Source organism: Arthrobacter sp. R4-81 (genome assembly GCF_054792365.1).
The window spans coordinates 2,205,609-2,229,147 of record NZ_CP096445.1 but is presented as its reverse complement, the minus strand read 5'-3'; the positions used below and the strand labels follow the sequence as shown (position 1 = coordinate 2,229,147).

The 23,539-nt window shown below is 60.0% G+C and carries 27 protein-coding genes; 17 read left to right on the top strand and 10 right to left on the bottom strand.

Translation table 11 applies throughout. The features are described from left to right. Positions 1–71: 71 nt before the first annotated feature. The 6 genes from M1E05_RS10500 (at position 72) to urtE (ending at position 6,226) form a co-directional block, all read left to right on the top strand. Positions 72–1,064, top strand: a complete 993-nt coding sequence (locus M1E05_RS10500) for a LacI family DNA-binding transcriptional regulator (protein WP_461162877.1) — start codon at positions 72–74, stop codon at positions 1,062–1,064. A 298-nt stretch (positions 1,065–1,362) separates the two neighbouring features. Further along, complete coding sequence (urtA, locus tag M1E05_RS10495) at positions 1,363–2,628, top strand: urea ABC transporter substrate-binding protein (RefSeq protein WP_461162876.1); 1,266 nt, start codon at positions 1,363–1,365, stop codon at positions 2,626–2,628. A 43-nt stretch (positions 2,629–2,671) separates the two neighbouring features. Next, on the top strand, positions 2,672–3,556 hold the full coding sequence (urtB, locus tag M1E05_RS10490; RefSeq protein ID WP_458113920.1) for an urea ABC transporter permease subunit UrtB: 885 nt from the start codon (positions 2,672–2,674) through the stop codon (positions 3,554–3,556). Further along, a complete protein-coding gene (gene urtC, locus M1E05_RS10485; RefSeq protein WP_461162875.1) occupies positions 3,553–4,734 on the top strand; it encodes an urea ABC transporter permease subunit UrtC in 1,182 nt (393 codons plus the stop codon). Before urtB ends, urtC begins: the two co-directional genes overlap by 4 nt. Then, positions 4,731–5,534 (top strand): urea ABC transporter ATP-binding protein UrtD, encoded by an 804-nt coding sequence (gene urtD, locus M1E05_RS10480; RefSeq protein WP_461162874.1) that lies wholly within the window; start codon positions 4,731–4,733, stop codon positions 5,532–5,534. Before urtC ends, urtD begins: the two co-directional genes overlap by 4 nt. Next, entirely contained in the window at positions 5,534–6,226 is a 693-nt protein-coding gene (gene urtE / locus M1E05_RS10475) for an urea ABC transporter ATP-binding subunit UrtE (RefSeq protein ID WP_461162873.1), read from the top strand. The genes urtD and urtE overlap by 1 nt, the downstream gene beginning before the upstream one ends. A gap of 47 nt (positions 6,227–6,273) precedes the next feature. Here urtE and M1E05_RS10470 read toward each other — a convergent pair whose 3' ends face one another. Further along, complete coding sequence (locus M1E05_RS10470) at positions 6,274–6,417, bottom strand: hypothetical protein (RefSeq protein WP_461162872.1); 144 nt, start codon at positions 6,415–6,417, stop codon at positions 6,274–6,276. Positions 6,418–6,644: 227 nt separating this feature from the next. On the opposite strand from M1E05_RS10470, the gene M1E05_RS10465 reads away from it, so the two are divergent. After that, entirely contained in the window at positions 6,645–6,851 is a 207-nt protein-coding gene (locus M1E05_RS10465) for a hypothetical protein (RefSeq protein ID WP_458113916.1), read from the top strand. 217 nt (positions 6,852–7,068) lie between these two features. Then, positions 7,069–8,826 carry an aa3-type cytochrome oxidase subunit I gene (gene ctaD / locus M1E05_RS10460; RefSeq protein WP_458114468.1) on the top strand — a complete coding sequence of 586 codons (1,758 nt, stop codon included), beginning with the start codon at positions 7,069–7,071 and terminating at the stop codon, positions 8,824–8,826. A 19-nt stretch (positions 8,827–8,845) separates the two neighbouring features. On the opposite strand, the gene M1E05_RS10455 is transcribed toward ctaD (M1E05_RS10460), so the two are convergent. Next, on the bottom strand, positions 8,846–9,544 hold the full coding sequence (locus tag M1E05_RS10455; RefSeq protein WP_458113915.1) for a FadR/GntR family transcriptional regulator: 699 nt from the start codon (positions 9,542–9,544) through the stop codon (positions 8,846–8,848). Positions 9,545–9,768: 224 nt separating this feature from the next. Between M1E05_RS10455 and M1E05_RS10450 the strand changes: the two genes are divergently transcribed. Continuing rightward, positions 9,769–10,320 (top strand): gluconokinase, encoded by a 552-nt coding sequence (locus M1E05_RS10450; protein WP_461162871.1) that lies wholly within the window; start codon positions 9,769–9,771, stop codon positions 10,318–10,320. Between the two features lie 22 nt (positions 10,321–10,342). Here the strand turns inward: M1E05_RS10450 and M1E05_RS10445 are convergent, their stop codons facing one another. Next, positions 10,343–10,480: a hypothetical protein gene (locus M1E05_RS10445; RefSeq protein WP_458113913.1), complete on the bottom strand. Its 138-nt coding sequence runs from the start codon at positions 10,478–10,480 to the stop codon at positions 10,343–10,345. Here M1E05_RS10445 and M1E05_RS10440 point away from each other — a divergent pair. After that, positions 10,458–11,759: a GntP family permease gene (locus M1E05_RS10440; RefSeq protein ID WP_461162870.1), complete on the top strand. Its 1,302-nt coding sequence runs from the start codon at positions 10,458–10,460 to the stop codon at positions 11,757–11,759. The two genes, M1E05_RS10445 and M1E05_RS10440, sit on opposite strands and share 23 nt — an antisense overlap. 21 nt (positions 11,760–11,780) lie before the next feature. Here M1E05_RS10440 and M1E05_RS10435 read toward each other — a convergent pair whose 3' ends face one another. Both M1E05_RS10435 and M1E05_RS10430 read right to left on the bottom strand, forming a co-directional pair. After that, on the bottom strand, positions 11,781–12,164 hold the full coding sequence (locus M1E05_RS10435; RefSeq protein ID WP_461162869.1) for a VOC family protein: 384 nt from the start codon (positions 12,162–12,164) through the stop codon (positions 11,781–11,783). Between the two features lie 68 nt (positions 12,165–12,232). Next, entirely contained in the window at positions 12,233–12,604 is a 372-nt protein-coding gene (locus M1E05_RS10430; RefSeq protein ID WP_461162868.1) for a VOC family protein, read from the bottom strand. Positions 12,605–12,654: 50 nt separating this feature from the next. On the opposite strand from M1E05_RS10430, the gene M1E05_RS10425 reads away from it, so the two are divergent. Next, on the top strand, positions 12,655–13,083 hold the full coding sequence (locus M1E05_RS10425; RefSeq protein ID WP_461162867.1) for a DUF3054 domain-containing protein: 429 nt from the start codon (positions 12,655–12,657) through the stop codon (positions 13,081–13,083). 67 nt (positions 13,084–13,150) lie between these two features. Beyond that, complete coding sequence (locus M1E05_RS10420; RefSeq protein WP_309107359.1) at positions 13,151–13,432, top strand: Lrp/AsnC family transcriptional regulator; 282 nt, start codon at positions 13,151–13,153, stop codon at positions 13,430–13,432. Positions 13,433–13,438: 6 nt separating this feature from the next. Here M1E05_RS10420 and trpD read toward each other — a convergent pair whose 3' ends face one another. Next, the gene (gene trpD / locus M1E05_RS10415) at positions 13,439–14,497 is read right to left on the bottom strand and encodes an anthranilate phosphoribosyltransferase (protein ID WP_461162866.1); all 1,059 of its coding nucleotides are present in this window, start codon (positions 14,495–14,497) and stop codon (positions 13,439–13,441) included. A 147-nt stretch (positions 14,498–14,644) separates the two neighbouring features. On the opposite strand from trpD, the gene ctaE reads away from it, so the two are divergent. From ctaE to qcrB, 4 genes are all read left to right on the top strand, one after another. Continuing rightward, positions 14,645–15,283: an aa3-type cytochrome oxidase subunit III gene (ctaE, locus tag M1E05_RS10410; protein WP_247040469.1), complete on the top strand. Its 639-nt coding sequence runs from the start codon at positions 14,645–14,647 to the stop codon at positions 15,281–15,283. Positions 15,284–15,369: 86 nt separating this feature from the next. Further along, positions 15,370–16,158, top strand: coding sequence for a cytochrome bc1 complex diheme cytochrome c subunit (qcrC, locus tag M1E05_RS10405; protein ID WP_458113906.1), 789 nt, complete (start codon positions 15,370–15,372; stop codon positions 16,156–16,158). A 99-nt stretch (positions 16,159–16,257) separates the two neighbouring features. Continuing rightward, positions 16,258–17,334: a cytochrome bc1 complex Rieske iron-sulfur subunit gene (gene qcrA / locus M1E05_RS10400; protein WP_458113905.1), complete on the top strand. Its 1,077-nt coding sequence runs from the start codon at positions 16,258–16,260 to the stop codon at positions 17,332–17,334. After that, positions 17,312–18,991 carry a cytochrome bc1 complex cytochrome b subunit gene (gene qcrB / locus M1E05_RS10395; RefSeq protein WP_461162865.1) on the top strand — a complete coding sequence of 560 codons (1,680 nt, stop codon included), beginning with the start codon at positions 17,312–17,314 and terminating at the stop codon, positions 18,989–18,991. The genes qcrA and qcrB overlap by 23 nt, the downstream gene beginning before the upstream one ends. Before the next feature lie 102 nt (positions 18,992–19,093). On the opposite strand, the gene M1E05_RS10390 is transcribed toward qcrB, so the two are convergent. Further along, a complete protein-coding gene (locus tag M1E05_RS10390; RefSeq protein WP_461162864.1) occupies positions 19,094–19,885 on the bottom strand; it encodes a GntR family transcriptional regulator in 792 nt (263 codons plus the stop codon). Positions 19,886–20,050: 165 nt separating this feature from the next. Here M1E05_RS10390 and M1E05_RS10385 point away from each other — a divergent pair, with 165 nt between their 5' ends. Continuing rightward, positions 20,051–20,395, top strand: coding sequence for an HPr family phosphocarrier protein (locus tag M1E05_RS10385; protein WP_461162863.1), 345 nt, complete (start codon positions 20,051–20,053; stop codon positions 20,393–20,395). Positions 20,396–20,506: 111 nt separating this feature from the next. On the opposite strand, the gene M1E05_RS10380 is transcribed toward M1E05_RS10385, so the two are convergent. Genes M1E05_RS10380 through ctaC form a run of 3 tightly spaced genes read right to left on the bottom strand, consistent with a single transcriptional unit; the run spans position 20,507 to position 23,513 of the window. Beyond that, positions 20,507–20,908 (bottom strand): cytochrome c oxidase subunit 4, encoded by a 402-nt coding sequence (locus M1E05_RS10380; protein WP_458113901.1) that lies wholly within the window; start codon positions 20,906–20,908, stop codon positions 20,507–20,509. Beyond that, positions 20,905–22,629, bottom strand: coding sequence for an aa3-type cytochrome oxidase subunit I (gene ctaD / locus M1E05_RS10375; RefSeq protein WP_461162862.1), 1,725 nt, complete (start codon positions 22,627–22,629; stop codon positions 20,905–20,907). The genes M1E05_RS10380 and ctaD (M1E05_RS10375) overlap by 4 nt, the downstream gene beginning before the upstream one ends. Positions 22,630–22,640: 11 nt before the next feature. Next, positions 22,641–23,513: an aa3-type cytochrome oxidase subunit II gene (gene ctaC / locus M1E05_RS10370; protein ID WP_458113899.1), complete on the bottom strand. Its 873-nt coding sequence runs from the start codon at positions 23,511–23,513 to the stop codon at positions 22,641–22,643. Positions 23,514–23,539 lie beyond the last annotated feature (26 nt).

The following is a 23,539-nucleotide window of genomic DNA, read 5'->3' as shown; positions in this document are numbered from 1 at the left end:
TAGTCCGTCCATGTTGGCACGCCTCCCGTGTGATGTCTAGATCGTTCTATATACTGAAGGGGAGGAGGAATATGAAGGAAGAACAGCGCAGGCCGACTCTGATGGACGTTGCCCAGGCGGCAGGTGTCTCGCGGGCTTTGGTCTCCATCGTGATGAGGGGTGCACCAGGCGCGGCTGAATCCACCCGGCAAAAAGTCTTCCAGGCCGCCCGGGAACTCGGTTACAGGCCGGACAGCCGGGCCCGGTTACTCCGCAGCAGCCGCACAAAATTGATCGGTCTCAGTTTTTCCAGTTCCCAGCCCTTCCATGCCGAAATCGTGGATGCGGCATACGCGCAGGCCAGTTCACGTGGATACGAAATAGCCTTGAGCGCTGTGGCCAACGGACGGACCGAAACCCGCGCCGTCGAATCCCTCCTGGATTTCGGCTCGGAAGCACTGGTCATGATCTCGCCGACCCTCACCGCAGAGGAGCTTGGCCAATACTCAGGTCAGGTGCCTGTCGTAAGCCTCCTGCGTAATGACGTTGGTGAGCTTGTGGACTCTGTCAGCAGCGACGATCGCGCCGGCCTCCGCCTTGGCGTGGAACACCTCGCGGGTCTGGGCCACCGCAACATAGTCCATGTCGACGGCGGTACAGCAGTGTCGACCCAACAGCGCAGGGAAGCCTTTCGCAGCGAAATGCAGGGCAGAGGGCTCGAGGCGACAGTCATCCCCGGCGGGCCAGGTGAGGAGGACGGATTGCGGGCAGCCCGGTCACTCCGGGACAACCTGCCGACAGCTGTCATCGCCTTCAATGACAGATCGGCCCTCGGCCTGATCGAGGGCTTCCGAGCAAGCGGCCTGCAGATTCCTTCCGATGTGTCTGTTCTCGGCTATGACGACAGTCAGTTGGCCCGGCTCAGCTATGTGCAATTGTCGTCCGTGAGCCAGGACGCGCCGCTGCTGGCCGCGGCCGCCGTCGACCGGGCCGTGGATCGGATAGAGGGAACCGCGGGTCCTGCCCATGTCGTGAGAACTCCCCATCTCGTTATCCGCAAGACGACTGCCCTTCCTCGGGCCTAGCTCACATGACTATTCCCCCGAAATGGCAAATGACGGGGCGCCAGATTACCCGCAGGTAAATTAAACCTTTCCGGCTGACCAGACGCTCAGCCTCCCCATGCCGAAATTTACCGCGCCCGCGGGCATTTCTCCCTTGGACGCTTCCAACCAAGGACAGGAGGAAAAGTCGAAACGGATCGGAAATGAAGTGCCGCCCGCGCTGAAACATTCCACTCCTAGATTGAACTCAACGGTTCGAAGCAGGACCGGGAGGCCAACCGTTGCCTCGAGGCAACGCGGAGTAAGAAGCAGGTAAATAGTGAAGGTTTCGGTATCTAAGCGCGCTCTCCTCCCAATGGCTGCGGCAGCCATGGTGACTGTACTGGCTGGTTGCGGCAGCCAGATCGGCAGTCCGGCTTCCGCCGGATCCACCACCGGCACCGGCAGTTCCTGCGTTGATACCTCAGGCAGCAGCGTCAAGGTGGGCTTCATCAATTCGCTGTCCGGGACTATGGCGATCAGCGAAAGCACCGTATTTGACTCCCTCACCCTGGCCGCCGAGGAAATAAACGCATCAGGCGGTGTTCTGGGAAAACAGCTCCAAGTAGTCAGTGAAGACGGAGCCAGCGAACCCACCAAGTTTGCTGAACGGGCAGGGAAACTCATTCAGCAGGACTGTACAGCAGCGGTGTTCGGCGGCTGGACCTCATCCAGCCGCAAGGCCATGCTTCCCGTCTTCGAAGCCAACGACGCCCTGCTGTTTTACCCGGTCCAATATGAAGGACTTGAAGCGTCCAAGAACATCTTCTACACCGGCGCCACCACCAATCAGCAGATCATCCCGGCGCTGGACTACCTCGCGGAACAGGGCACGAAGTCCATCTTCCTGGTGGGCAGCGACTATGTCTTCCCCAGAACCGCCAACAAGATCATCCAGGCCTATGCGGCCGCCCATGGCATGAAGGTTGTCGGGGAGGAGTACACACCGCTGGGATCCACCGAGTTTTCCACCATCGTCAACAAGGTCCGCGACTCAAAGGCTGACGCCGTCTTCAACACCCTGAATGGTGACAGCAATGTGGCCTTCTTCCGCCAGTACAAGAGCGTGGGCCTGAATGCGGAGAGCATGCCTGTGGTCTCTGTGTCCATCGCCGAGGAGGAGGTTCCGGGGGTGGGATTGGACAACGTCGAGGGCCAGCTCACCGCCTGGGACTACTACCAGACCCTTGATACGCCAGCCAACCAAAAGTTCGTCGCAGCCTTCAAAGCGAAGTTCGGCGAGGCCCGCGTGACCAGCGATCCGATGGAAGCGGCCTATACGTCGCTGTACCTATGGAAAGCAATGGCAGAGAAAGCCGGCTCGTTTGAGGTGGACAAGATTCAGGCGGCGGCCGACGGCGTCACTTTCGAAGCACCCGAAGGCCTGGTCACCGTCAACGGAGAAAACAACCACATCACGAAGACACCCCGCATCGGCAAGGTCAATTCCAACGGGCTGATTGACACGGTGTGGTCCGCGCCGAAGGCCGTCGAGCCTGATCCCTTCCTGACCAGCTACGACTGGGCAAAGGATCTGGCCAAGTAGCCCTTTCCGGACCGCATAGTCAACAGAAGAGAGGCCCACTGGAATGGAACTCCTGATCGGACAGATGTTTGCCGGGCTGAGTCTCGGCTCCGTGCTCCTGCTGGCGGCACTTGGACTGTCACTGACCTTCGGGCAAATGGGCGTCATTAACATGGCCCATGGCGAATTCATGATGGCGGGTGCATACACAGCCTTCGTGGTGCAGCGGAGCATTTCCGACGCCGGCATTTCGCTCCTGGTGTCCATTCCAGTGGGTTTCCTGGTCGGCGGGCTCATGGGATTGGTGCTGGAGGCCGTGCTTTTGCGGCGCATGTACCACCGCCCGATGGACACCCTGCTGGTCACTTTTGGTGTGGCCCTGATCCTGCAACAAGTGGCCAGGGATGTGTTCGGCGCACCGAGTGTGGACGTCCGGGCCCCTGCCTGGCTCCAAGGGAACGTCGAACTGCTCGGCTCCCCCATTCCCCTTACCCGGCTTTTCATCCTGATTCTGTCCTTGCTCTGCCTGGCTGCCTTGGCGTTCCTACTCAGGGGAACCCCCGTGGGACGTCGCATCCGGGCCGTTGTCCTGAACCGCGATCTGGCCGAGACGAGCGGGATATCCACCCGCCGGACAGATCAGCTCACGTTCTTCGTTGGATCGGGGCTGGCAGGGATAGCCGGGGTAGCCGTTACCCTTATCGGCTCAACCAGCCCCTACCTTGGCACCAACTACATCGTGGATGCATTCCTCGTGGTCGTCGCGGGAGGGGTGGGGCAGATCAAGGGCGCCGTGATTGCCGCTTTTTCACTCGGCGTCCTGCAATCTGCCCTCGAATTCAGCACAACCGCCAGTATTGGCAAGGTGCTGATCCTGGTGCTGATCGTGGTGTTCCTGCAGCTGCGGCCTCAGGGAATCTTCAGTCTCAAGACAAGGAGCCTTGCATGAGGGAACTTATTCGCAGTCGTTGGGGTGTGCGGGCCGGATTCGTACTCGCCGCCGTGCTTCTGCTCGTTGTGGCACCCTCCATGCTGTCGGTCTTCAGCCTCGGTTTGCTGGGCAAGTTCATCTGCTTCGCAATTGTGGCTGTCGGAATCGGTCTCGCCTGGGGGCGGGGTGGCATGTTAACCCTGGGCCAAGGCGTCTTCTTCGGCTTGGGCGCTTACATCATGGCTATGCACATGAAGCTGGCGGACGCTTCCCTGTTTGGTGGGACAGGGGTACCGGACTTCATGTCCCTTTATGAGAGCGGTGACGTACCGGGTTGGTGGGAGCCCTTCCGCAGCCCGGCAGTCACACTGCTCGCCGTGGCACTGCTGCCAGGACTGATGGCCCTTATTCTGGGCCTCGCTGTCTTCAAACGCCGTGTCAAAGGCGCCTACTTTGCAATTCTGAGCCAAGCTTTGGCCGCAGCCTTCGCCGTTCTCCTGATTGGTCAACAAGCAACCACAGGAGGCTCCAACGGTTTGAGCGGATTCAGGTCATTTTTCGGTTTTGACCTCCAGGACCCAGCCAACAAGGTGATGCTCTATTCCATTGCCGTGATCCTGCTGCTGCTGATGATGGCTGCCGCCCGGCAACTGATGCACAGCCGGTTCGGTGAGTTGCTGGTAGCCGTCAGGGACCAGGAGGAACGCGTCAGATTCCTCGGGTATGACCCCGCGACCGTCAAGACGGCTGTGTATGTGTTGGCCGCCGCAATGGCCGGAATAGCCGGTGCGCTGTTCGTCCCCATAGTTGGCATCGTCTCGCCGGCCGATGTCGGCGTTGTCCCCTCCATCGCCTTCCTGATCGGCGTGGCGATCGGTGGCAGGGCAACCCTTCTGGGACCCGTATTGGGGGCTTTGGGTGTTGCCGTCACACAGACCAGCCTTGCCTCGTCCTTCCCATCGTTCTGGGTCTACTTCCAGGGCCTGCTTTTTGTGCTGGTGATCGGGTTCCTGCCTGGCGGACTGGCCTCAGTTCCCGGGGTAATGGCCAATTTGATTAAACAAAAAAGGGCGGGTGTACGAACGGAAGCCGACGGTGGTACCGGCGCATTTTCCGCTAAGGGCGGCGTCCCTCTGCCGGGACCTGATGAGTTAGACGTGAAGACAGTAGTTATCCGGGAAGGGGCCAACCGATGAAGTCTCCAGTGTTGCTGTCCCCGGACGAGCCGAACGCAGGAGGACTCCCGACAGGACAAGCCCAGTACCTGAAAATCCGGAACCTTTCCGTCGTCTTTGATGGTTTTGTTGCAGTGGACAAGGTCAACCTCGACGTCTCACCAGGTGACCTTCGCTTCCTCATAGGGCCCAACGGGGCAGGAAAGACAACGGTCATTGATGCCATCACCGGCCTCGTTCCCGCCTCCGGTTCGGTCAACCATACAGGCACGGAAATTCTGGGCCGGAAGGTTCATCAGATCGCCCGCCTCGGTGTGGGGCGTACCTTCCAGACAGCCAGCGTCTTTGAGAATCTCTCCGTATTGCAGAACCTTGATATCGCTGCCGGCTCAGGCCGCAGAGCCCTGGAGCTTCTGCGGCGCCGCAGAAAGACCGAGCCTGCCGTCGAAGAGGCGATGGAGCTTGTAGGGCTGGGTCATCTGGCTGAAAAGCAGGCGGGCGTGCTCTCGCACGGGCAAAAACAATGGCTGGAAATTGGAATGCTCCTGGTCCAAAATTCGGACCTGTTGTTGCTTGATGAGCCCATCGCAGGGATGAGCCAGGATGAGCGGAACGAGACCGGAGAGTTACTCCGGAAAATAGGGGCCAGCCGCATCACCTTGGTCATTGAGCACGATATGGACTTCGTCCGGGAATTTGCCACGTCAGTAACTGTCCTCGCCGCCGGGAAGGTCCTCAGTGAGGGCAGTGTCGCCGAGGTCCAGGCAGACCGGAGAGTGCAGGAAGTCTATCTGGGCAGTGCCAAAGAGGGAGGCGAGTAATGCTTGAAATCACAGGTCTGCAGGCAGGCTACGGCCGCACTCAGATCATCACCGATGTGAACATAAGCGTTCCGGCAGATTCGGTGGTTTCCATCCTGGGTCACAACGGTGCCGGGAAGACCACACTGCTCCGTTCCGTCGTCGGGCTCCTTAAGCCGATGAAGGGCACCATCACCTTGGATGGGGAGGACATAGCTGGTTTGAGGCCGCATCAGCGGGTTTCCCGTGGCATGGCTTATGTTCCCCAAGGCCAACAATCGTTCGGGCAGCTGACGACTCTGGAAAACCTGCAGCTCGTGGCCGACGGCCGCAAGGATGGAAAGCGGCTTGTGGACGAGGCTCTGGATATGTTTCCCGTTCTTCGGCCTCTGCTCGAGCGGCGGGCAGGCTTGCTCTCGGGTGGCCAACGGCAACAGCTGGCGATCGCGCGGGCCCTGATCACGGAACCCAGATTGCTCATCCTGGACGAACCCACAGAAGGTATCCAGCCGAATGTTGTGGCTGAGATTGAGCAGACCGTCATCAATCTCGGCCGCCGCAGCGGCATGCAAATCCTGCTGGTGGAGCAGCACCTGGGCTTCGCGTTGGAGGCGGCTGACAGCTACTACGTGCTCGCGTCCGGAAGGGTCAGTTCCAGCGGCGAGGGAGGGGCCGGCTCAGCGGAACGGGTGCGGGAGGCGATGCTGATCTAGCCCGGCAGAAACCAGTCACCGACGGCGTCAGCCTGCTGGCAGGTGCGTTAGTCGTGCCACCAGCCTTCCCAAGCGCTCGAAGTCAGTTGGCCGCTTGGAAAGGCTGTGGCATTCTCCGGGCCCCCGGAGTGGGCGTCGTCGTCTTTGCCACGGTAATCGAGAAAGAGAGTAAGGCTGCTCGCAAACAACATCAGTATTTCCTTTCATTGTTTTCTTGGACCTCGTTGTCCAACTAGGCATCAGCGTAACCTCGCAATGTTTCCTGACCTCGACGCAACGTTTCGTGTTTGTATCAATGTCCTCACCGCGGGCCTTTCTCCCGTGGTTTAGCGACCCGGTAAACGGGTGACAGCCTGGGTTGCCCGGTTAGGGTCCCGCTGATCTTGTGCTGCTGCAGGAGCAGAAGCAAGGATTGGTTATGGACCTGCGGTTGAGGGCGAGGACACTGCTACAGCGGGACGATCTGGCGTTGGTCGACCTATGGATCCAGTACTGGACCCATGGCGGAGATTGTGATCCTTTTGAATTCGACGCCTTTATCCACGACTTGTTGCCCGTTTCCTGGTTCGACATGCGTGCTCTTGCCTGGGCGATTGATGACCTCGCCTATGAGACGAGCAGCTAGTAATGGCAGGGTGCCTGAGAGCTATGGACAGGACCGCGCGGCGTCAGTAAATTCGAAGAAGGATCCCTCACGACAGGCGTGGCGGATCCTCGTTCCCGGCTCCGGTGCGCGGCCGGGAATTGGCGGCCACTGCAGCCGAGCGGTGGCACAGTATGCACACCCGAAAAGAGCCGATGATGGCGTGCACGCGTAGTCAGCAGTCCGGGGGGCAGTGACCTTGGCCAGTTATAAGTATGCAACCGGTGGTACCGCAGCGCCGATCGCTTCCCCACAGGTGGTGCCCAAGCGCAAGGGCAGCGTCATCGTCAACTGGATCACGTCCACAGATCACAAGACGATCGGCTTTATGTACCTGATCTCGTCCTTCGTGTTCTTCTTACTGGCAGGGGTGATGGCTCTGGTCATCCGTGCCGAACTGTTTGAACCTGGAATGCAGATCGTGCAGACCAAGGAACAGTACAACCAGCTCTTCACCATGCACGGCACGGCAATGCTGCTGATGTTTGCAACGCCATTGTTCGCCGGTTTCGCTAATGTCATCATGCCCCTGCAGATCGGCGCCCCGGACGTTGCCTTCCCGCGACTGAATGCCCTCGCATTCTGGTTCTTCCTCTTCGGTTCGACGATTGCCATGGCCGGCTTCATCACCCCCCAAGGGGCGGCTTCATTCGGTTGGTTCGCCTATGCCCCCCTCAACAACACCACCTTCACCCCGGGGCTTGGCGGTGACCTGTGGGTCTTCGGACTGGCGCTCTCGGGTTTCGGCACCATCCTCGGAGCCGTTAACTTCATCACCACCATCATCTGCATGCGTGCACCCGGCATGACCATGTGGCGTATGCCGATCTTCACCTGGAACACGCTGGTGACGGCCATCCTGGTGATCATGGCGTTCCCGCCGCTGGCCGCAGCACTGTTCGGGCTGGGCGCGGACCGCAAGTTCGGCGCCCACGTCTACAATCCGGAAAACGGCGGCGCGATTCTCTGGCAGCACCTGTTCTGGTTCTTCGGCCACCCCGAGGTGTACATCATCGCCCTGCCTTTCTTTGGCATCGTGACTGAGATTTTCCCCGTTTTCAGCCGCAAACCGATTTTCGGCTATAAGGGCCTTGTATATGCCACCATCGCCATTGGTGCCCTGTCCGTAACGGTCTGGGCGCACCACATGTACGTTACAGGCGCGGTCCTGCTGCCGTTCTTCGCCTTTATGACGATGCTGATCGCCGTTCCCACCGGCGTGAAATTCTTTAACTGGATCGGCACCATGTGGGGCGGGTCCATCACGTTCGAAACCCCCATGCTCTGGAGCATCGGGTTCCTGGCAACGTTCCTCTTCGGCGGCCTGACAGGCATCATCCTTGCTTCGCCGCCGCTGGACTTCCACCTGTCCGACTCATACTTCGTGGTAGCGCACTTCCACTACGTGGTCTTTGGCACTGTTGTGTTCGCCATGTTCGCCGGCTTCTACTTCTGGTGGCCCAAGTGGACCGGAACAATGCTCAACGAACGCCTCGGCAAGATCCACTTCTGGATGCTGTTCCTGGGCTTCCACAGCACGTTCCTCATCCACCACTGGCTGGGCGTTGAAGGTATGCCCCGCCGCTACGCGGATTACATGCCCCAAGACAACTTCACACTAATGAACCAGTTCTCCACCTTCGGTTCATACCTTCTCGGAGCCTCCATGATCCCGTTCTTCTGGAACGTGTACATCACCTGGCGGGCCGGGGAAAAAGTGGAGGTGGATGACCCCTGGGGCTTTGGCGGCTCACTCGAGTGGGCCACGTCCTGTCCGCCGCCGCGGCACAACTTCACCTCACTGCCCCGGATCCGCTCCGAGCGCCCCGCGCTGGACCTTCATCATCCGGAGATCCGCGTCCGGGAACATGAGCCCACGCATTCTCCTGCAGCGGATGTCCTGGGCGCGGCTGACATCGGGGAGAAGGACGTACGCAGCCCAAATCCCGATGAGTAGGTCGAGCTAAGCCCGGGCGCTATTCCAGGCCCATGGCGTTCCGGACTTCATTAAGAATCTGGTGCATGCTTGTCTCCGCTGTCCTTGCATCACCAGAGGCAACAGCGGCAGCAACCTCTTCGTGCGCTCGCAGAGCCTCAGGGCTGGGATGAAATGGCATCAGGCCTTGTCGTGTGCGGCTTGTCAGCACTTCTTCCACCATGCTGTCCAGAGCTGAGAACATCTCATTGCCACAGCTGTTCAGAAGCAGACGGTGGAACGCTATGTCTGCGGCCAGGAACGACTCCTGATCCCCTGCTTCCCCGTACTGGCGGAGCTCCGCCGCCAACCCTGCCAAGCGGCTTCGTTCTGTTGAACTTGCCCGCCGGGCAGCCCCGGCCGCTGCGATAGGTTCGACGGCGATACGCAACTCGGTCAGACTGCTGTATTGCTCAGCCCTGCGCTCGGAAGCGAGCCGCCACCGTACCAGTTTCGGATCAAAGACGTTCCAGTGCGCCGGCTCCTGAACGACAATGCCTACTCGACGGCGGGAATACACAAGGTTCATTGACTCGAGGACCTGCATGATGTCACGCGCCAGGGTCCGCGAAATTCCGTACTTCTGCTGGATCTCATCCAGGGTCAGGCGGCGCCCTGGAGCCAGTTCTCCAGACGCTATTGCCTCACCCAGCGAATCCAGGACTTTTTGGTGCAACGCGGGAGCAGCCGCATTGGCCATTGCCCCGCTCCCCTGTGTCGCCGTCGACATCGCAGTCCTCTCGTCTGTACTGGATCTGGCAGCCAGAAACAGCACTCCTAGAATACCCGACTGCCGCTCATAAGGTATGACCTGTGTTACAAAAGATGCTACCTATTAGCTCCAATGGTGCTATCTTATTTCGGAGCAGCTTCCTGCTGCCGAGCATTACCAAGCCAGCGTCGTCTTCTACGGAGATCAAAACAATGAAGTGTCCTCCTACCCACCTTGTGGTTATGGGCGTTGCCGGTGCTGGCAAGTCCACCATCGCCGAAGCTCTTGCCGAAGCGCTTGGCTGGGCCCGGGCAGAAGCGGACGAATTCCACCCGCCGTCGAACATCAGCAAAATGAGTCAGGGCGTCCCCTTGGAGGACGCTGACCGCTGGCCGTGGCTGGTTGGCATCCGGGACTGGATGACGGCCGAAGCCGAAGGCGGCAACAGCACAGTGTTAACCTGCTCCGCCCTGAAGCGAAGCTACCGTCGCCTCTTGTCCGAGGCGCACGGCCGTGTTGCTTTCATCCACCTCGACGGCGATGCATCCCTTTTGGCCGAGCGGATGCGGGGACGGGAAGGCCACTTCATGCCTACAACCCTGCTGCCCAGCCAGCTGGCAGCGCTGGAACCGCTGGACGCCTCAGAACTGTCAGCCGGCAGCATGCGGTTGGATATCGCGCAAGCCCCCACACAGCTCGTTCAAACGGTCATAACGGCCCTCCGCCTGCACGATGACGAAGCAAGTATCCACACCCCTGCATAAAGCCCTCATTCCCAGACCTGTTTCAAAGGAGAATCATGACCATCGAAGGATGGACCCAAACGCTCGGCGCAGTTCCGCTGCTGCTGATAGCGGCTGCGGCAATCGCCGTCCTGCTGTTCCTCATCATCAGGCTGCGGATGCACGCACTCATTGCGCTCATCGTGGTGAGCCTTGCGACAGCCTTTGCCACAGGCATACCCACGGACCAAGTGGTTCCAGTGCTGGTCAACGGCTTCGGCACCACGCTGGGAACGGTGGCGCTGCTCGTCGGGCTGGGCGCAATGCTCGGACGCATTGTTGAGACCAGTGGCGGTGCCAAGGTCCTTGCCGATTATCTGATCGGGGTCTTTGGTGAAAAGCGGGCGCCCTTCGCCTTGGGGCTGGCGTCGCTGATCTTCGGCTTCCCCATCTTTTTTGATGCCGGGCTGGTGGTGATGCTGCCGGTGGTCTTCGCCGTCGCGCACCGCCTTGGCGGGGGTGTCCTGCGCTACGGCTTGCCTGCCGCCGGGGCGTTCTCTGTGATGCACATCTTCCTGCCGCCACACCCCGGGCCGGTCTCGGCGTCCGCTTTCTTCGAAGCAAATGTTGGCCTGGTGATGATTGCCGGCCTTATCGCGGCTATCCCCACCTGGTATGTGACGGCCTACCTTTACGGTCTCTGGACCGGCAAACGCCTGGTACTCCCGGTGCCGGAACTGCTGGGACATGCTTCGGCGGCGGCCGAAGCGAATCCGCCCCGGTTCCGGACCATCATTGGCTTGCTGCTGCTGCCGCTCCTGCTGATTTTCGTCAACACAGGACTCAGCACCCTGGCTTCCTCCGGGGTCTTCGATGAGTCGGTCAAGGGTGAGTATTGGTTCCAGCTTCTCCGCACTTTGGGAGAGACTCCTGTGGCGTTGCTCATTGCCGTGCTGGTGGCACTGTTCGTCCTCGGGGCCAGGCGCGGAACTCACGGCGGCGACCTGGAAAAGCTGCTCGAATCCTCCCTGGGCCCGGTCTGCTCGGTCATCCTGATCACGGGTGCCGGCGGCATGTTCGGGGGTGTGCTCCGGGCATCAGGGATTGGATCGGCTCTCGCCGGCGTTCTCGGGAACATTGGAATCCCGCTCATCGTGGCAGGTTTCCTTATTTCTGCCATCCTCCGCATCGCCCAAGGATCCGCAACGGTGGCCTTGACCACAACGGCAGGCCTGATCGCCCCGGCCGTTGCTGCCGCAGGGTTGAACGGGATGCAGGTCGCAGCCCTCGTCATCGCTGTTGCTGCCGGCTCTGTAGTCGTCTCCCACGTGAATGATTCAGGTTTCTGGCTCGTGGGACGATTCTTTGGAATGGATGTGAAGACGACGCTGGCTACGTGGACGGTGATGGAAACCCTGATTGGTGTGATGGGGTTCGCGATCGCCTCCGCCATCTTTGTTCTGGCGGGGCTGGCAGGTTAGTTACAGGCTGGGCGGGTCAGCTCAGGTTCCTGCATAGGCTTTCTCCAATGCCGCAATGTCCAGCTTCTGCATCCCAGGCATGGCCTTCATTGCGCGTTGGACTCCCTCAGGATCCGATCCGCCCAGCAACTCGCCCAGCCTGTCGGGAATGATCTGCCAGGACACTCCGAACCGGTCTTTCAACCACCCGCACTGGCCTTCTTCGCCGCCGTCGGAAAGGTTGTCCCAGTATCGGTCGACTTCTGCCTGGTTGGCACAGGGCACCATAAAGGAGATGGCTTCATTGAAAGTGAAGCCGGGGCCCCCGTCCAGTGCGGTGAACTCACGGTCTCCCAACTCCAACTGGACGGTCATAGCCTCCCCTGGTATCCCGGGGCCCTCATCTCCGTATCGGGCAACTTCCATGATCCTGGAATCTTCGAATATTGAGGGCATACGGACGGACCGGCCTCCCCTGTGCATGTGACCAGAGCCTAGTCCGGCGGCAGTTGGCTGACCAGCCCTACCGTGTTGCCTTCACTGTCCTTGATGAAGGCCATCCATTCCTGGGTTCCTGCTGGCCCCAGCTGTCCGTCGCCGTGGTTGAAAATCACACGCGGTTCGCTCACCACTTCCACTCCCCTGTCCCGCAGCCGTTCGATGTCAGTCCGGACATCCTGCACGGCGAGATAGATGAGCGACGACGGCGCGCCCCGCTCCAGCAGAAGCCGGACGCCGTCCAAGTCGAAGAACAAAAGACCCGGAGGGTCAAAGAGCCCTGTGGGCCTGGTACCCAGCAGTTCCGAATAGAAAGAGGCTGCGCGATTCAGGTCGTCGGCCCTTTGCGCGACTTGCAGCAGGATCACTTCTTCCTCCAAGGCGTGGTTGTGCCGGATTCATGCCTAGTGTTGATCTTATGACTTCCCCTCACCGGACCCCTGTGCCAACTACAGCTGCCAAGACATCTGCCTCAACTGTCATTTGGGCCGCCGCCGCGGACACCATCCTGATTCTCGTCTTCGCCGCTTTGGGCCGGGAGGCTCACCAACGTGGCGACGTCATCGCCGTAGTCCTGCTCACTGCCTGGCCCTTCCTTGCCGGTGCAGCAGCCATGTGGCTGATGATGCTCGCTTGGAAGGCGCCCTTTTCGCCATGGCCGGCCGGAGTGGGCATATGGCTCGGCACGGTAGCCATCGGGATGCTGCTGCGGGCGCTGACCAATCAGACAGTGGTGGTGACGTTCATTATTGTCGCCTTGGTGACCCTTGGGGTTTTCCTCCTGGGCCACCGGATTGCTGTTACAGCCTTCATGCGCCTTCGCGCCCGCCAGAGGCAGATGCACTAGGCTGGGCAACACAGATTCAAGGGCCTGCCGGAACGGCAATGGCGCAACCGATCCGGAAGGGTTCGCAGTGATCACCGCTTTTGTCCTGATCAAAACAGACGCCTCACGCATCCCGGAAACGGCGGAAGAAATCTCCGCGATCCAAGGCATCAGCGAGGTTTATTCGGTTACCGGCGAGTGGGACCTCATCGCTGTAGCCCGCGTTTCCCGCCACGAGGAACTTGCGGATGTCATTGCCGACAAGCTTTCCAAGGTTCCGGCAGTTGTCCATACGACAACCCACATGGCTTTCCGCGCCTACTCACAGCACGATCTCGACGCAGCCTTCGCGTTGGGTTTCGAGCAGTAGAACCAGCTAGCCCTGGCTGAGGGCAACCCAGCGATCCAGCACGGCGGCAGCCGCACCGGAATCAACAGCGTCCTCCGCCTTGACCAGGGCTGCGCCCATCCGCTGCAGCAACGGCCCCTCCGCGGTCATATCAAAAGCCACCAGGCCAGCCGCGGCGTTCAGCAGCACGGCGTCCCGCGCCGGCCCCTTACTGCCTGAAAGAACCTGACGCACGACGGCGGCATTGGCCTGGGCGTCTCCGCCACGGAGTTCCTCCATCGTCGCCGGACGGATCCCGAGTTCGCGGGGATCAAAGGTTTCCTGCTCCACCTGGCCGTTCCGGATTTCCCAGACGGTGGACGGCCCTGTCGTGCTCAGCTCGTCCAGGCCGTCGTCGCCGCGAAATACCAGACCGCGGCTGCCCCTGCGCGCCAGCACGCCCGCTACCAGCGGTGCCATCCGCGCGTGGGCCACGCCCACGGCGGACGCTTGTACTTTTGCGGGGTTGGTCAGTGGACCAAGGAAATTAAAGGCCGTGGGTATGGCAAGTTCCCGGCGGGGAACAGCGGTGTAGCGGAACGATGGATGGAACACCTGGGCGAAGCAGAAAGTGATTCCCGCCTCTTCAGCATTCCTGGCCACACGGTCAATGGCCAGATCCAGACGGACTCCGAGCGCTTCGAGAACATCAGCGGAACCGGAGGAAGATGAAGCAGCCCGGTTGCCGTGCTTAACCACGCGGGCACCGGCTCCAGCTGCCACAAGGGCAGCCATGGTGGAGATGTTGATGGTGTTCAACTGGTCTCCGCCTGTGCCCACGATGTCCAGCTTCTCGCCGGAGATACTGATGGGGTTCGCGTGAGCCACCATGGCTTTCACCAGACCGGTCAGTTCATCAACGGTTTCGCCCTTGGCCCTGAGCGCCACGAGGAATCCGGCTATCTGTGCAGGGGTCGCCTCCCCGGACATGATGTTGCCCATGGCCCACTCGGTATCTTCTGCCGTGAGGTCCGTGCGATGGATCAATGCCGAGATGAGCCGGGGCCACGTGTTAACGGGCGGCTGCGCAGATACCTGTGAAGTCACCTCCTGATGCTATCGAGGCGAATGCTGCCAGACCAATGTGAACGCAGTCGGGAACTTTTTCGCGCGAATTCGCGTCTTTGTAGAAAAAGTCCCCGGAAAACCCGGTTTGCGTTGGGCAGGACGAACTTTTGCAGACATAATGTCTATGTGACTGCTGCGACCCATGCCCCCAGTACCCCGGCGCACCCGACGCTCAACCGCCCGAATATGGTTTCCGTAGGAACCGTGGTCTGGCTGTCCAGTGAGCTGATGTTCTTCGCCGGCCTCTTTGCCATGTACTTCACCTTGCGTTCGACATCCGGAGGGATGTGGGCCGAGGAGACTGCCAAGCTCAACTTCCCCTTCGCCTTGGTGAACACCATCGTCCTTGTGGCGAGCTCGTTTACCTGCCAGATGGGTGTTTTCGCTGCTGAGCGCCTGCAACCGCGCCGAAGCGGTGGAGCTTTGCAGTTCACCCGCTGGGGAATGAACGAGTGGTTTACGCTGACGTTCCTTATGGGTGCGTTCTTCGTTGCGGGGCAGGCCACTGAATACGCGATGTTGGTCTCCGAGCATGTATCGCTCTCCTCCAACGCCTACGGTTCGGCCTTCTACATGACCACCGGCTTCCACGGCCTGCACGTCATTGGCGGACTCATTGCCTTCCTCTTCATCATGGGACGTTCCTTCGCCGCGAAAAAGTTCGGGCACTTCGAGGCAACGTCGGCAATTGTCACCTCGTACTACTGGCACTTCGTCGATGTCGTGTGGATTGGCCTGTTCATGGTCATCTACGTGCTGAAGTAGCCCGACTTGACTCTTTTTCTACAAGAGGCAGAATTTCAAGAAGCGGCTCCCGGAGCCGGCGCACCATCGAATAAAGGAACCACCACGTGAAGGCACTCTCGCAGAAGCGACGTCACCCACTGGCCGCAATAGCATTGCTGTTGATGGGCCTCCTGGTCACGGGTGGGCTGTACGCCGTTGCCACCACCATGAACCAGGCCAAGGCTTCCACCACAAACTTCACAGAGCAGGACACAGAAGAAGGCGGAAAGCTGTTCGCCGCTAACTGTGCAACCTGCCACGGTATGGGTGCAAGCGGAACGCAGGATGGCCCTTCCCTGGTGGGCGTCGGTGCTGCTTCTGTCGACTTCCAGGTAGGCACCGGCCGCATGCCGATGCAGATGAACGGTCCGCAGGCGCAGGAAAAGCCGGTTCAGTTCAACGAAGAGCAGACCCGTCAGCTCGCAGCCTACGTTGCCAGCCTCGGCCCCGGCCCGTCCATCCCCGAAGCCGGACTCCTGGACGAGAAGGGCAATGCAGCTGAAGGCGGAGAGCTGTTCCGCGTCAACTGCGCCATGTGCCACAACGCTGCTGCTGCCGGTGGTGCTTTGACCAGGGGCAAGTACGCACCTCCCCTTGCTGGGGTTTCCGGCCAGCACATCTACGAGGCCATGGCTACGGGTCCGCAGAACATGCCCGTATTCAACGACGCGAACATCTCCCCTGAGGGCAAGCGCGACATCATCACCTACCTGAAGCAGATCGAAAACAACGGTTCGCCGGGTGGAGCAGATCTCGGGGCATTGGGCCCGGTTGCTGAAGGTCTGTTTGTCTGGATCGCCGGTCTCGGCGTCATCATTGCCTTCACCATCTGGCTAACCTCCCGGACGTCATAGCTGCCGCTCCGGACCACGTAAGAATTTCCGCCGATCAGGCGGATAGGAATTGAAAACTAACTCGGCACCGACCGAGACGAGAGAAGGATGAGGCGAATCATGGGCAACCATAGTGACGGCAGTCCGAACCACTCGGGCACCGTAGCTACGGCTGGTCAGAATGAGGTGGAGAAGTTCCAGGATCCTGGACTTCCTCCGCATCGTTTGCGCCTGGCTGACACGGACCCGCGGGCCGCGAAACGAGCAGAACGGCAGGTAGCCTTTCTGTTTGGCCTTTCGGTCGTTGGCACCTTTATCTTCCTGGTGGCGTATTTTGTCATCGATTTGGGGGAAGGCTCCGGCGCCACCATCGCGGACATCCGGCTGCAGAACGCCCTGCTGGGACTGGGTACCGCCTTTGCCATGCTTGGCATCGGCACCGGCATTGTCCATTGGGCCAAAGCCCTTATGCCGGACCATGAAGTATCCGAAGAGCGTCATGCTGTCCGCCTCGAGGAGGACCGCCAGGCCGCCGTGCGCATCGTCGACGACATTGTCGAGGAAACAGGCATCAAGCGCCGGCCGCTGATCCGCAACACCCTCCTTGGTGCTGCTTTCTTCGCCCCTTGGCCTGCAATCGCCATCTTTGGTGACCTCGGCCCCCGTCCTGACAAGGCCTTGGCCCACACCATGTGGGCACCCGAGGACGGCAAGCTCAAGCGCCTCACCCGTGACCCCGATGGAACCCCGATCAAGGCAGCGGATGTCACCATCGGTTCCGCCTTCCACGTCATACCTGAAGGCCTCAACGAACTCCACGAAGGCAAACTGAACGAAAAGGCCAAGGCCGTCGTTCTGTTGATGCGCCTGGATCCTGAGTCCCTGAATCCCTCGCCGGGACGCGAAGATTGGGGTTACAACGGAATCGTTGCCTACTCCAAGATCTGCACCCACGTCGGGTGCCCAGTTGCCCTTTACGAGCAGCAGACGCACCACCTGCTGTGCCCGTGCCACCAGTCAACCTTTGACCTGACGAAGGAATGCAAGGTTATCTTTGGCCCGGCCAGCCGTCCTCTCCCCCAGCTGCCAATTGCAGTTGATGACGAGGGCTACCTCGTCGCTACGAGCGACTTCAATGAACCTGTAGGACCGAGTTACTGGGAGCGTGATGAGCATGAGCGCAGCATCAAGAGCTGAAGCCCCCGCCTACGTCGCTAAAACAAAAACCGGCCGAATCACGGACTTTGTAGATGAGCGCGTTGGCGGCTCGGGCATCCTCCGGGAATTTGGCCGCAAGGTATTTCCGGACCACTGGTCCTTCATGTTCGGCGAAGTCGCCTTGTACTCCTTCGTCATCCTTCTTTTGTCGGGCACCTTCCTCACGTTCTTCTTCGACCCGTCCATGGCGGAGACCCATTACGACGGCTCCTTCACCGGGCTGCAGAACGTCGAAATGTCCGTTGCGTACAGCTCGTCGCTGGACATCTCCTTTGATGTCCGTGGCGGTTTGTTCATGCGCCAGGTACACCACTGGGCGGCCCTGCTGTTCGTGGCCTCGATTGCCGTTCACATGCTGCGTGTGTTCTTCACGGGCGCCTTCCGCAAGCCCCGTGAACTCAACTGGGTTGTCGGCGGAGTCCTGCTGATCCTCGCCATGGCCGCCGGCTTCACCGGTTACTCACTCCCCGATGACCTGCTTTCCGGCAACGGCCTGCGCATCATCGACGGTGTTATCAAGTCCATTCCGGTCATCGGAACATACATCTCGTTCTTCCTCTTCGGCGGGGAGTTCCCGGGCACGGTCATCATCGGCCGGCTCTATATGCTGCACATTCTGTTGGTCCCGGCCCTGATCCTGCTCATGATTGTGCTGCACCTCTTTATGGTGGTTGTCCACAAGCACACGCAGTACCCCGGTCCCGGCCGCAATGACGGCAACGTCGTTGGCTACCCCCTTGGCCCTGTCTATGCAGCAAAGGCCGGCGGGTTCTTCTTCATCGTCTTCGGTGTTATCGCAATGATGGCAGCGTTCTTCACGATCAACCCGATCTGGAACTATGGCCCGTACGACCCCTCCCCTGTGTCTGCAGGCACCCAGCCTGACTGGTACATCGGCTTCGTTGACGGGGCCCTCCGCCTGATGCCTGGCGTCATTGGTGACTTCCACTTCGAGTACGTGATCTTTGGCTATGTCCTGACGCTCAACGTGCTGCTGCCGGCACTGGTTCCTGCCGGTATCCTCTTCACGGTGATGTTCATGTATCCGTGGATCGAACGGTGGATCACCAAGGACAACCGCGAACACCACGTTCTGGACCGTCCGAGGAACGCACCCACGCGTACCGCAATCGGAATGGCCGGCTTCACCTGGTATTGCGTCATGTGGGCGGCTGCTGGTTCTGACCTCATTGCGACACACTTCAATGTGTCCCTGAACGATGTCACCTACTGGCTGCGCGCGCTGTTCTTCATCGGCCCGGTGCTCGCCTTCATCGTCACCAAGCGTGTCGCGCTCGCCCTGCAGCGCAAGGACCGTGAGATCGCACTCCACGGCCGCGAGACAGGACGTATCGTACGTCTGCCCCACGGTGAGTTCATCGAGGTCCACGCTCCGCTGGACGAGTACAAGCGCTACAAGCTGGTCGGTTTCGAATCGCCCGCACCGCTTCCGGCTGTTCCCAACGAGCACGGAATCGTCACGAAGAAAGAGAAGCGACGTGCCGCTCTTTCCAAGCTGTTCTTCGAGGACCGCGTTGCTCCGGCCACACCTGCAGAGCTTGAAGCAGCCCATGGCCATCACGGGCAGCACGAAGCTGTAGAGGCGGCAGAGGAACAACGGAGCCTCACCCACTAGTAGCGGTCACAATCGCTACAATTGCTTTGAACCACGTAAGGCCCGGTCCATTGGACCGGGCCTTACGTCTTTGCTTGGAGCTGAGTTTCTTGGAACGTGCTGCTATTGCTGCCGGTAACCCGACGCATAGTTCCGCGTGGGCCGCACCCCTGGACGCTGCAAGGGCACCCAGAGCTTATAGCGGTCAGCACGGTAATACGAGACGGAATAGTCCACCATCGCCCTGGCAACGAAGGCGTGGCGCTGGATCTTCAGCAGCGGCGAGCCGACTTCAACATTGAGAAGACGCGCAGTTGAAGGAGTGGCTGCCGTCGCCTCAATCATGTCCTCGCCCCATTCCATGACGAGTCCGTAGCGTTCACTCAGGACGTTGTACAGGGACGTGGGTGGCTCACCGTCCAGCAGACCTGGGACACGGTGGGCGGGGATAAAGTTCTCGTCCACGCTCATCGGCTCATTATCGGCCAACAGGAGCCTTCGGAACCGGACCAGGGCCGTCCCTTCCTCCAGCTGCAGTTCACGGGCCAGGAAGGCGCTGGCTGCAATCTGCTCGAAGCTCAGGACTTTGGCTGCGGGAACCATGCCGCGGCGTTGCATCTCTTCGGTGTAGGACGTGAGCTTAACCTGGAGGTCGAGCTTGGGCCTGCGGACGAAAGTACCGAGACCCACCACGCGCTCAATAACCTCCTCCCCCACGAGAGCATCAATTGCCTGCCTGACAGTCATTCTTGCCAGCCCAAACCGCTCCGCCAGATCTCTTTCCGAGGGGAGCGCTGAACCAGGCGGGCACGAAGAACCTATATAGGCCCTGAGTAGTTCCCGAAGCTGAATGTAGATGGGAATGCCGCTCTTACGGTCAATGTCCCCGACGATACGGGCAGCGTCAGAAGGCATCAGTGGGGCCCTTCCGATAGTTTTTCATGAGACAAGCCTAGGCCAAGACAGGCAAAGGTCTAGACCACCCCTTCGTCTCGAATTGCACGCTCTGAAGGGAGCACGGCTACCCTTGGATTGGTTGATCAAACAGTGGCTGTGTGCCGCTGCAGAGAAGGAGTTGCGATGCCAGTGCGTAAGGCGATCGTGGAATCAGAAATAGGGCTCCATGCCCGGCCGGCAGCGCGGTTTGTACGGGCTGTCACGGAGACGGGGCTTCCGGTGACCATCAGCAAAGCAGGCATATCCCCGGTGGATGCGCGCTCCCTCCTGGAGGTCATGACGGCGGACTTTGAGTGCGGGTGTGAGGTTGAGCTGTCTGTGGACCCGGAAGCCCTCCCCGCAGGGTTCCACCTGGCAGACGCCGAGGGCGCGTTGACGGCCCTGGGCGCGCTGTTGGAGGCGATGGGAACGGACCAACGGGTGTCACGGCTGCCTGCCCTTGCGTCGGATCAAGCGGCCATTTCCTGACTTGATCTCTGCGTGACCGGCATCATCCCGGAGGCAAAGGTATTAAATGCAGCGGGCCCCACCAAAAGGTGGGGCCCGCCGTCGTACATCTATAACACTTATGCCTAAAGGCTAGTGTGCGTGGTCGCCTCGGCTGTACTCGAACACCCAGCCAACGAGGGCTACTGTGGCAAGTCCGGCTGCGATGAACACAATCCAGAAGCCAACAGCAAGGCCCAGGAAGCCAGCCGCACAGGCCAGCCCCAGTACGAGCGGCCACCAGCTCCAGGGGCTGAAATGACCCTGTTCCCCGGCGCCTTCATGGATCTCAGCGTCGGCCCGGTCTTCCGGCCGCAAACCGACCCGCTTTCCAGTGAAGCCAAGGTAGGCACCGATCATGCCGGCAAGACCACCCACGAGAAGAATCCCAAGGATGCCCACCCACTCAGACCAGTGAGTGAGGAAACCGTAAATCAGCGAGACCGGGACGAAGAAGAAGACTCCGGCTCCAAATATCCATGATTCGATCTTCACTTTGAGGTGTCCTTCTGGTCGGCGTTACCGAGCGCCGCCGCAGCGGGTGCCGGAGACTCAACGGTGTGGGATTGGGATAGCTCCGGGTGGTGCAGGTCCAGTGCGGGACGCTCCGACCGGATCCGCGGCAGCGATGTGAAGTTGTGCCGCGGCGGCGGGCAGGACGTCGCCCACTCCAGCGATGCTCCGAAGCCCCACGGGTCATCCACTTCGACCTTCTCGGCGCTGCGCCAGGTGATGTAAACGTTCCAGAAGAACGGAATCAGTGACGCACCAAGAACGAATGAGGCAATCGTGGAGAACTGGTTCATCCAGGTGAAACCGTCCTGGGGCATGTAGTCCGCATAGCGGCGCGGCATACCTTCAACACCCAGCCAGTGCTGGATAAGGAACGTGCCGTGGAAGCCCAGGAACAGGAGCCAGAAGTGGATCTTGCCCAGGCGTTCGTTCAGCATTTTGCCGGTCCACTTGGGCCACCAGAAGTAGAAGCCTGCGAACATGGCGAACACAACAGTACCGAAGACGACGTAGTGGAAGTGCGCTACCACGAAGTACGAGTCTGAAACATGGAAGTCCAGGGGCGGTGAGGCCAGGATGATGCCCGTCAGGCCGCCGAAGAGGAACGTTGCCAGGAACCCGATGCTCCAGAGCATCGGTGTCTCGAATGTGATCGACCCGCGCCACATGGTGCCGATCCAGTTGAAGAACTTCACGCCGGTGGGAACTGCAATCAGCATCGTCATGAAGGCGAAGAACGGCAGCAGAACCGAGCCGGTTACGTACATGTGGTGGGCCCACACGGTCACAGAGAGAGCAGCAATGGCGATCGTTGCGTAGACCAGTCCCTTGTAGCCGAAAATCGGCTTGCGGCTGAAGACCGGGAAGATCTCCGAGACAATACCGAAGAACGGCAGGGCGATGATGTACACCTCGGGGTGGCCGAAGAACCAGAACAGGTGCTGCCAAAGCACAGCTCCGCCGTTCTCCGGGTCGAAAATGTGTGCACCGAACTTCCGGTCCGCACCCAACGCGAACAGCGCTGCTGCCAGCGGCGGGAACGCCATCAGCACGAGGATGGACGTAACAAGGGCGTTCCAGGTGAAGATCGGCATACGCCACATGGTCATGCCGGGAGCACGCATGCAGATGATGGTGGTGATGAAGTTGACGGCTCCGAGGATGGTGCCGAAACCCGAGAGCGCCAGGCCGAACACCCACAGGTCGCCACCGATGCCGGGGCTGAAAGTGGTGTTGGACAACGGGGCATACGCAAACCAGCCAAAGGACGCGGCGCCCTGCGGTGTGATGAAGCCTGACACCGCAATGGTGGAGCCAAACAGGAAGAACCAGAAGGCCAGGGCATTCAGTCGCGGGAAGGCAACGTCCGGGGCGCCAATCTGCAGGGGCATGATGACGTTGGTGAAGCCGGCGAACAATGGCGTTGCAAACATCAGCAACATCACGGTTCCATGCATGGTGAAGAGCTGGTTGTACTGTTCCTTGGTCTGCAGGATCTGCATACCGGGTTCAAACAGTTCTGCACGGATTAGCAGCGCCATGACGCCACCAAAGCAGAAGAACACGAACGACGCGATCAGATACATGTACCCGATGGTCTTGTGGTCGGTCGAGGTGATCCAGTTGACGACGATGCGTCCCTTGGAATTAGGAACTACGGGAGCTTCAAGGATCCCGGCGGGCGATTGAGTGTACGTAGCCACGGTCGCTCCCCTTACTTAATTTCGTTCAGGTTGGGATTGCGGTCGTACTCTTCGCCGAGGAGCCCTGTGTTGCCGTCCTGGCGCAGTTTGTCCATGTGGGCCTGGAATTCGGACTCAGAGACAACCTTCACGCGGAACAGCATTTCGGAGTGGTATTCCCCGCAAAGCTCGGCGCACTTGCCGTCGTAGGTTCCTTCTTTGGTGGGCGTGAACCGGATGTAGTTGGTCCTGCCCGGGATCATGTCGCGCTTCTGGAGGAAGGCCGGGACCCAGAAGGAGTGGATGACGTCGCGGGCGTTGAGTTCCAGGTCAACAGACTTGTTGACCGGCAGGTAGAGGGTAGGAAGCTTCTCCTTGTCCACTTCCTCACCGGTCAGGTGGGCCTGGACGCCTGCTTCGTGAAGGTCTTCATTGATGACCTCGCCAGCCTTGTAGTTGAAGTCCCATGCCCACTGCTTTCCGCGGACATCAACCACGACGTCGGCCGGCTGGGACCTGTCATCGATCGCCTGCTGGTCGCGGTCGGTGAAGTAGAAGAACACAAGCACCATGAACAACGGAATGGTGAGGTAGAAGACTTCCAGTGGAAGGTTGAAGCTCGTCTGCCGGGGAAATCCAACCGTGCCCTTTCGGCGACGGTAAGCGACGATGCACCAGATCATCAGACCCCACGTGATGGCGCCGACGATCAATGCGGCTATCCATGAGTTGACCCAGAGGTCCATGATTCGGTCAGTGTGATTGGTGGTGCCACGCTCGGTGGGCAACCACCCCTTCTGTACCTCTGGTGAACATCCAGTCAAAGCCAACGCGCCGGCTAATGCCAAGCCTGTGATCGAAGAGATCTTTTTGCGTCGGCTGCCGGTTCGGTTCTGCGAACTCACAGACGGCCCTTCCTACTTGTTGCTGT

Bases quoted from the DNA above. Each gene is read 5' to 3' on its own strand.
- M1E05_RS10425 (WP_461162867.1), top strand. From the start codon at position 12,655: ATGACTTCCCCTCACCGGACCCCTGTGCCAACTACAGCTGCCAAGACA.
- M1E05_RS10465 (WP_458113916.1), top strand. From the start codon at position 6,645: ATGGACCTGCGGTTGAGGGCGAGGACACTGCTACAGCGGGACGATCTG.
- M1E05_RS10390 (WP_461162864.1), bottom strand. From the start codon at position 19,885: ATGCCTTCTGACGCTGCCCGTATCGTCGGGGACATTGACCGTAAGAGC.
- qcrA (WP_458113905.1), top strand. From the start codon at position 16,258: ATGGGCAACCATAGTGACGGCAGTCCGAACCACTCGGGCACCGTAGCT.
- M1E05_RS10435 (WP_461162869.1), bottom strand. From the start codon at position 12,164: ATGGAAGTTGCCCGATACGGAGATGAGGGCCCCGGGATACCAGGGGAG.
- M1E05_RS10440 (WP_461162870.1), top strand. From the start codon at position 10,458: ATGCACGCACTCATTGCGCTCATCGTGGTGAGCCTTGCGACAGCCTTT.
- M1E05_RS10455 (WP_458113915.1), bottom strand. From the start codon at position 9,544: ATGGCCAATGCGGCTGCTCCCGCGTTGCACCAAAAAGTCCTGGATTCG.
- qcrB (WP_461162865.1), top strand. From the start codon at position 17,312: ATGAGCGCAGCATCAAGAGCTGAAGCCCCCGCCTACGTCGCTAAAACA.
- urtB (WP_458113920.1), top strand. From the start codon at position 2,672: ATGGAACTCCTGATCGGACAGATGTTTGCCGGGCTGAGTCTCGGCTCC.
- urtE (WP_461162873.1), top strand. From the start codon at position 5,534: ATGCTTGAAATCACAGGTCTGCAGGCAGGCTACGGCCGCACTCAGATC.
- M1E05_RS10450 (WP_461162871.1), top strand. From the start codon at position 9,769: ATGAAGTGTCCTCCTACCCACCTTGTGGTTATGGGCGTTGCCGGTGCT.
- urtD (WP_461162874.1), top strand. From the start codon at position 4,731: ATGAAGTCTCCAGTGTTGCTGTCCCCGGACGAGCCGAACGCAGGAGGA.
- M1E05_RS10500 (WP_461162877.1), top strand. From the start codon at position 72: ATGAAGGAAGAACAGCGCAGGCCGACTCTGATGGACGTTGCCCAGGCG.
- M1E05_RS10385 (WP_461162863.1), top strand. From the start codon at position 20,051: ATGCCAGTGCGTAAGGCGATCGTGGAATCAGAAATAGGGCTCCATGCC.
- M1E05_RS10470 (WP_461162872.1), bottom strand. From the start codon at position 6,417: ATGTTGTTTGCGAGCAGCCTTACTCTCTTTCTCGATTACCGTGGCAAA.
- M1E05_RS10445 (WP_458113913.1), bottom strand. From the start codon at position 10,480: ATGAGCGCAATGAGTGCGTGCATCCGCAGCCTGATGATGAGGAACAGC.
- urtC (WP_461162875.1), top strand. From the start codon at position 3,553: ATGAGGGAACTTATTCGCAGTCGTTGGGGTGTGCGGGCCGGATTCGTA.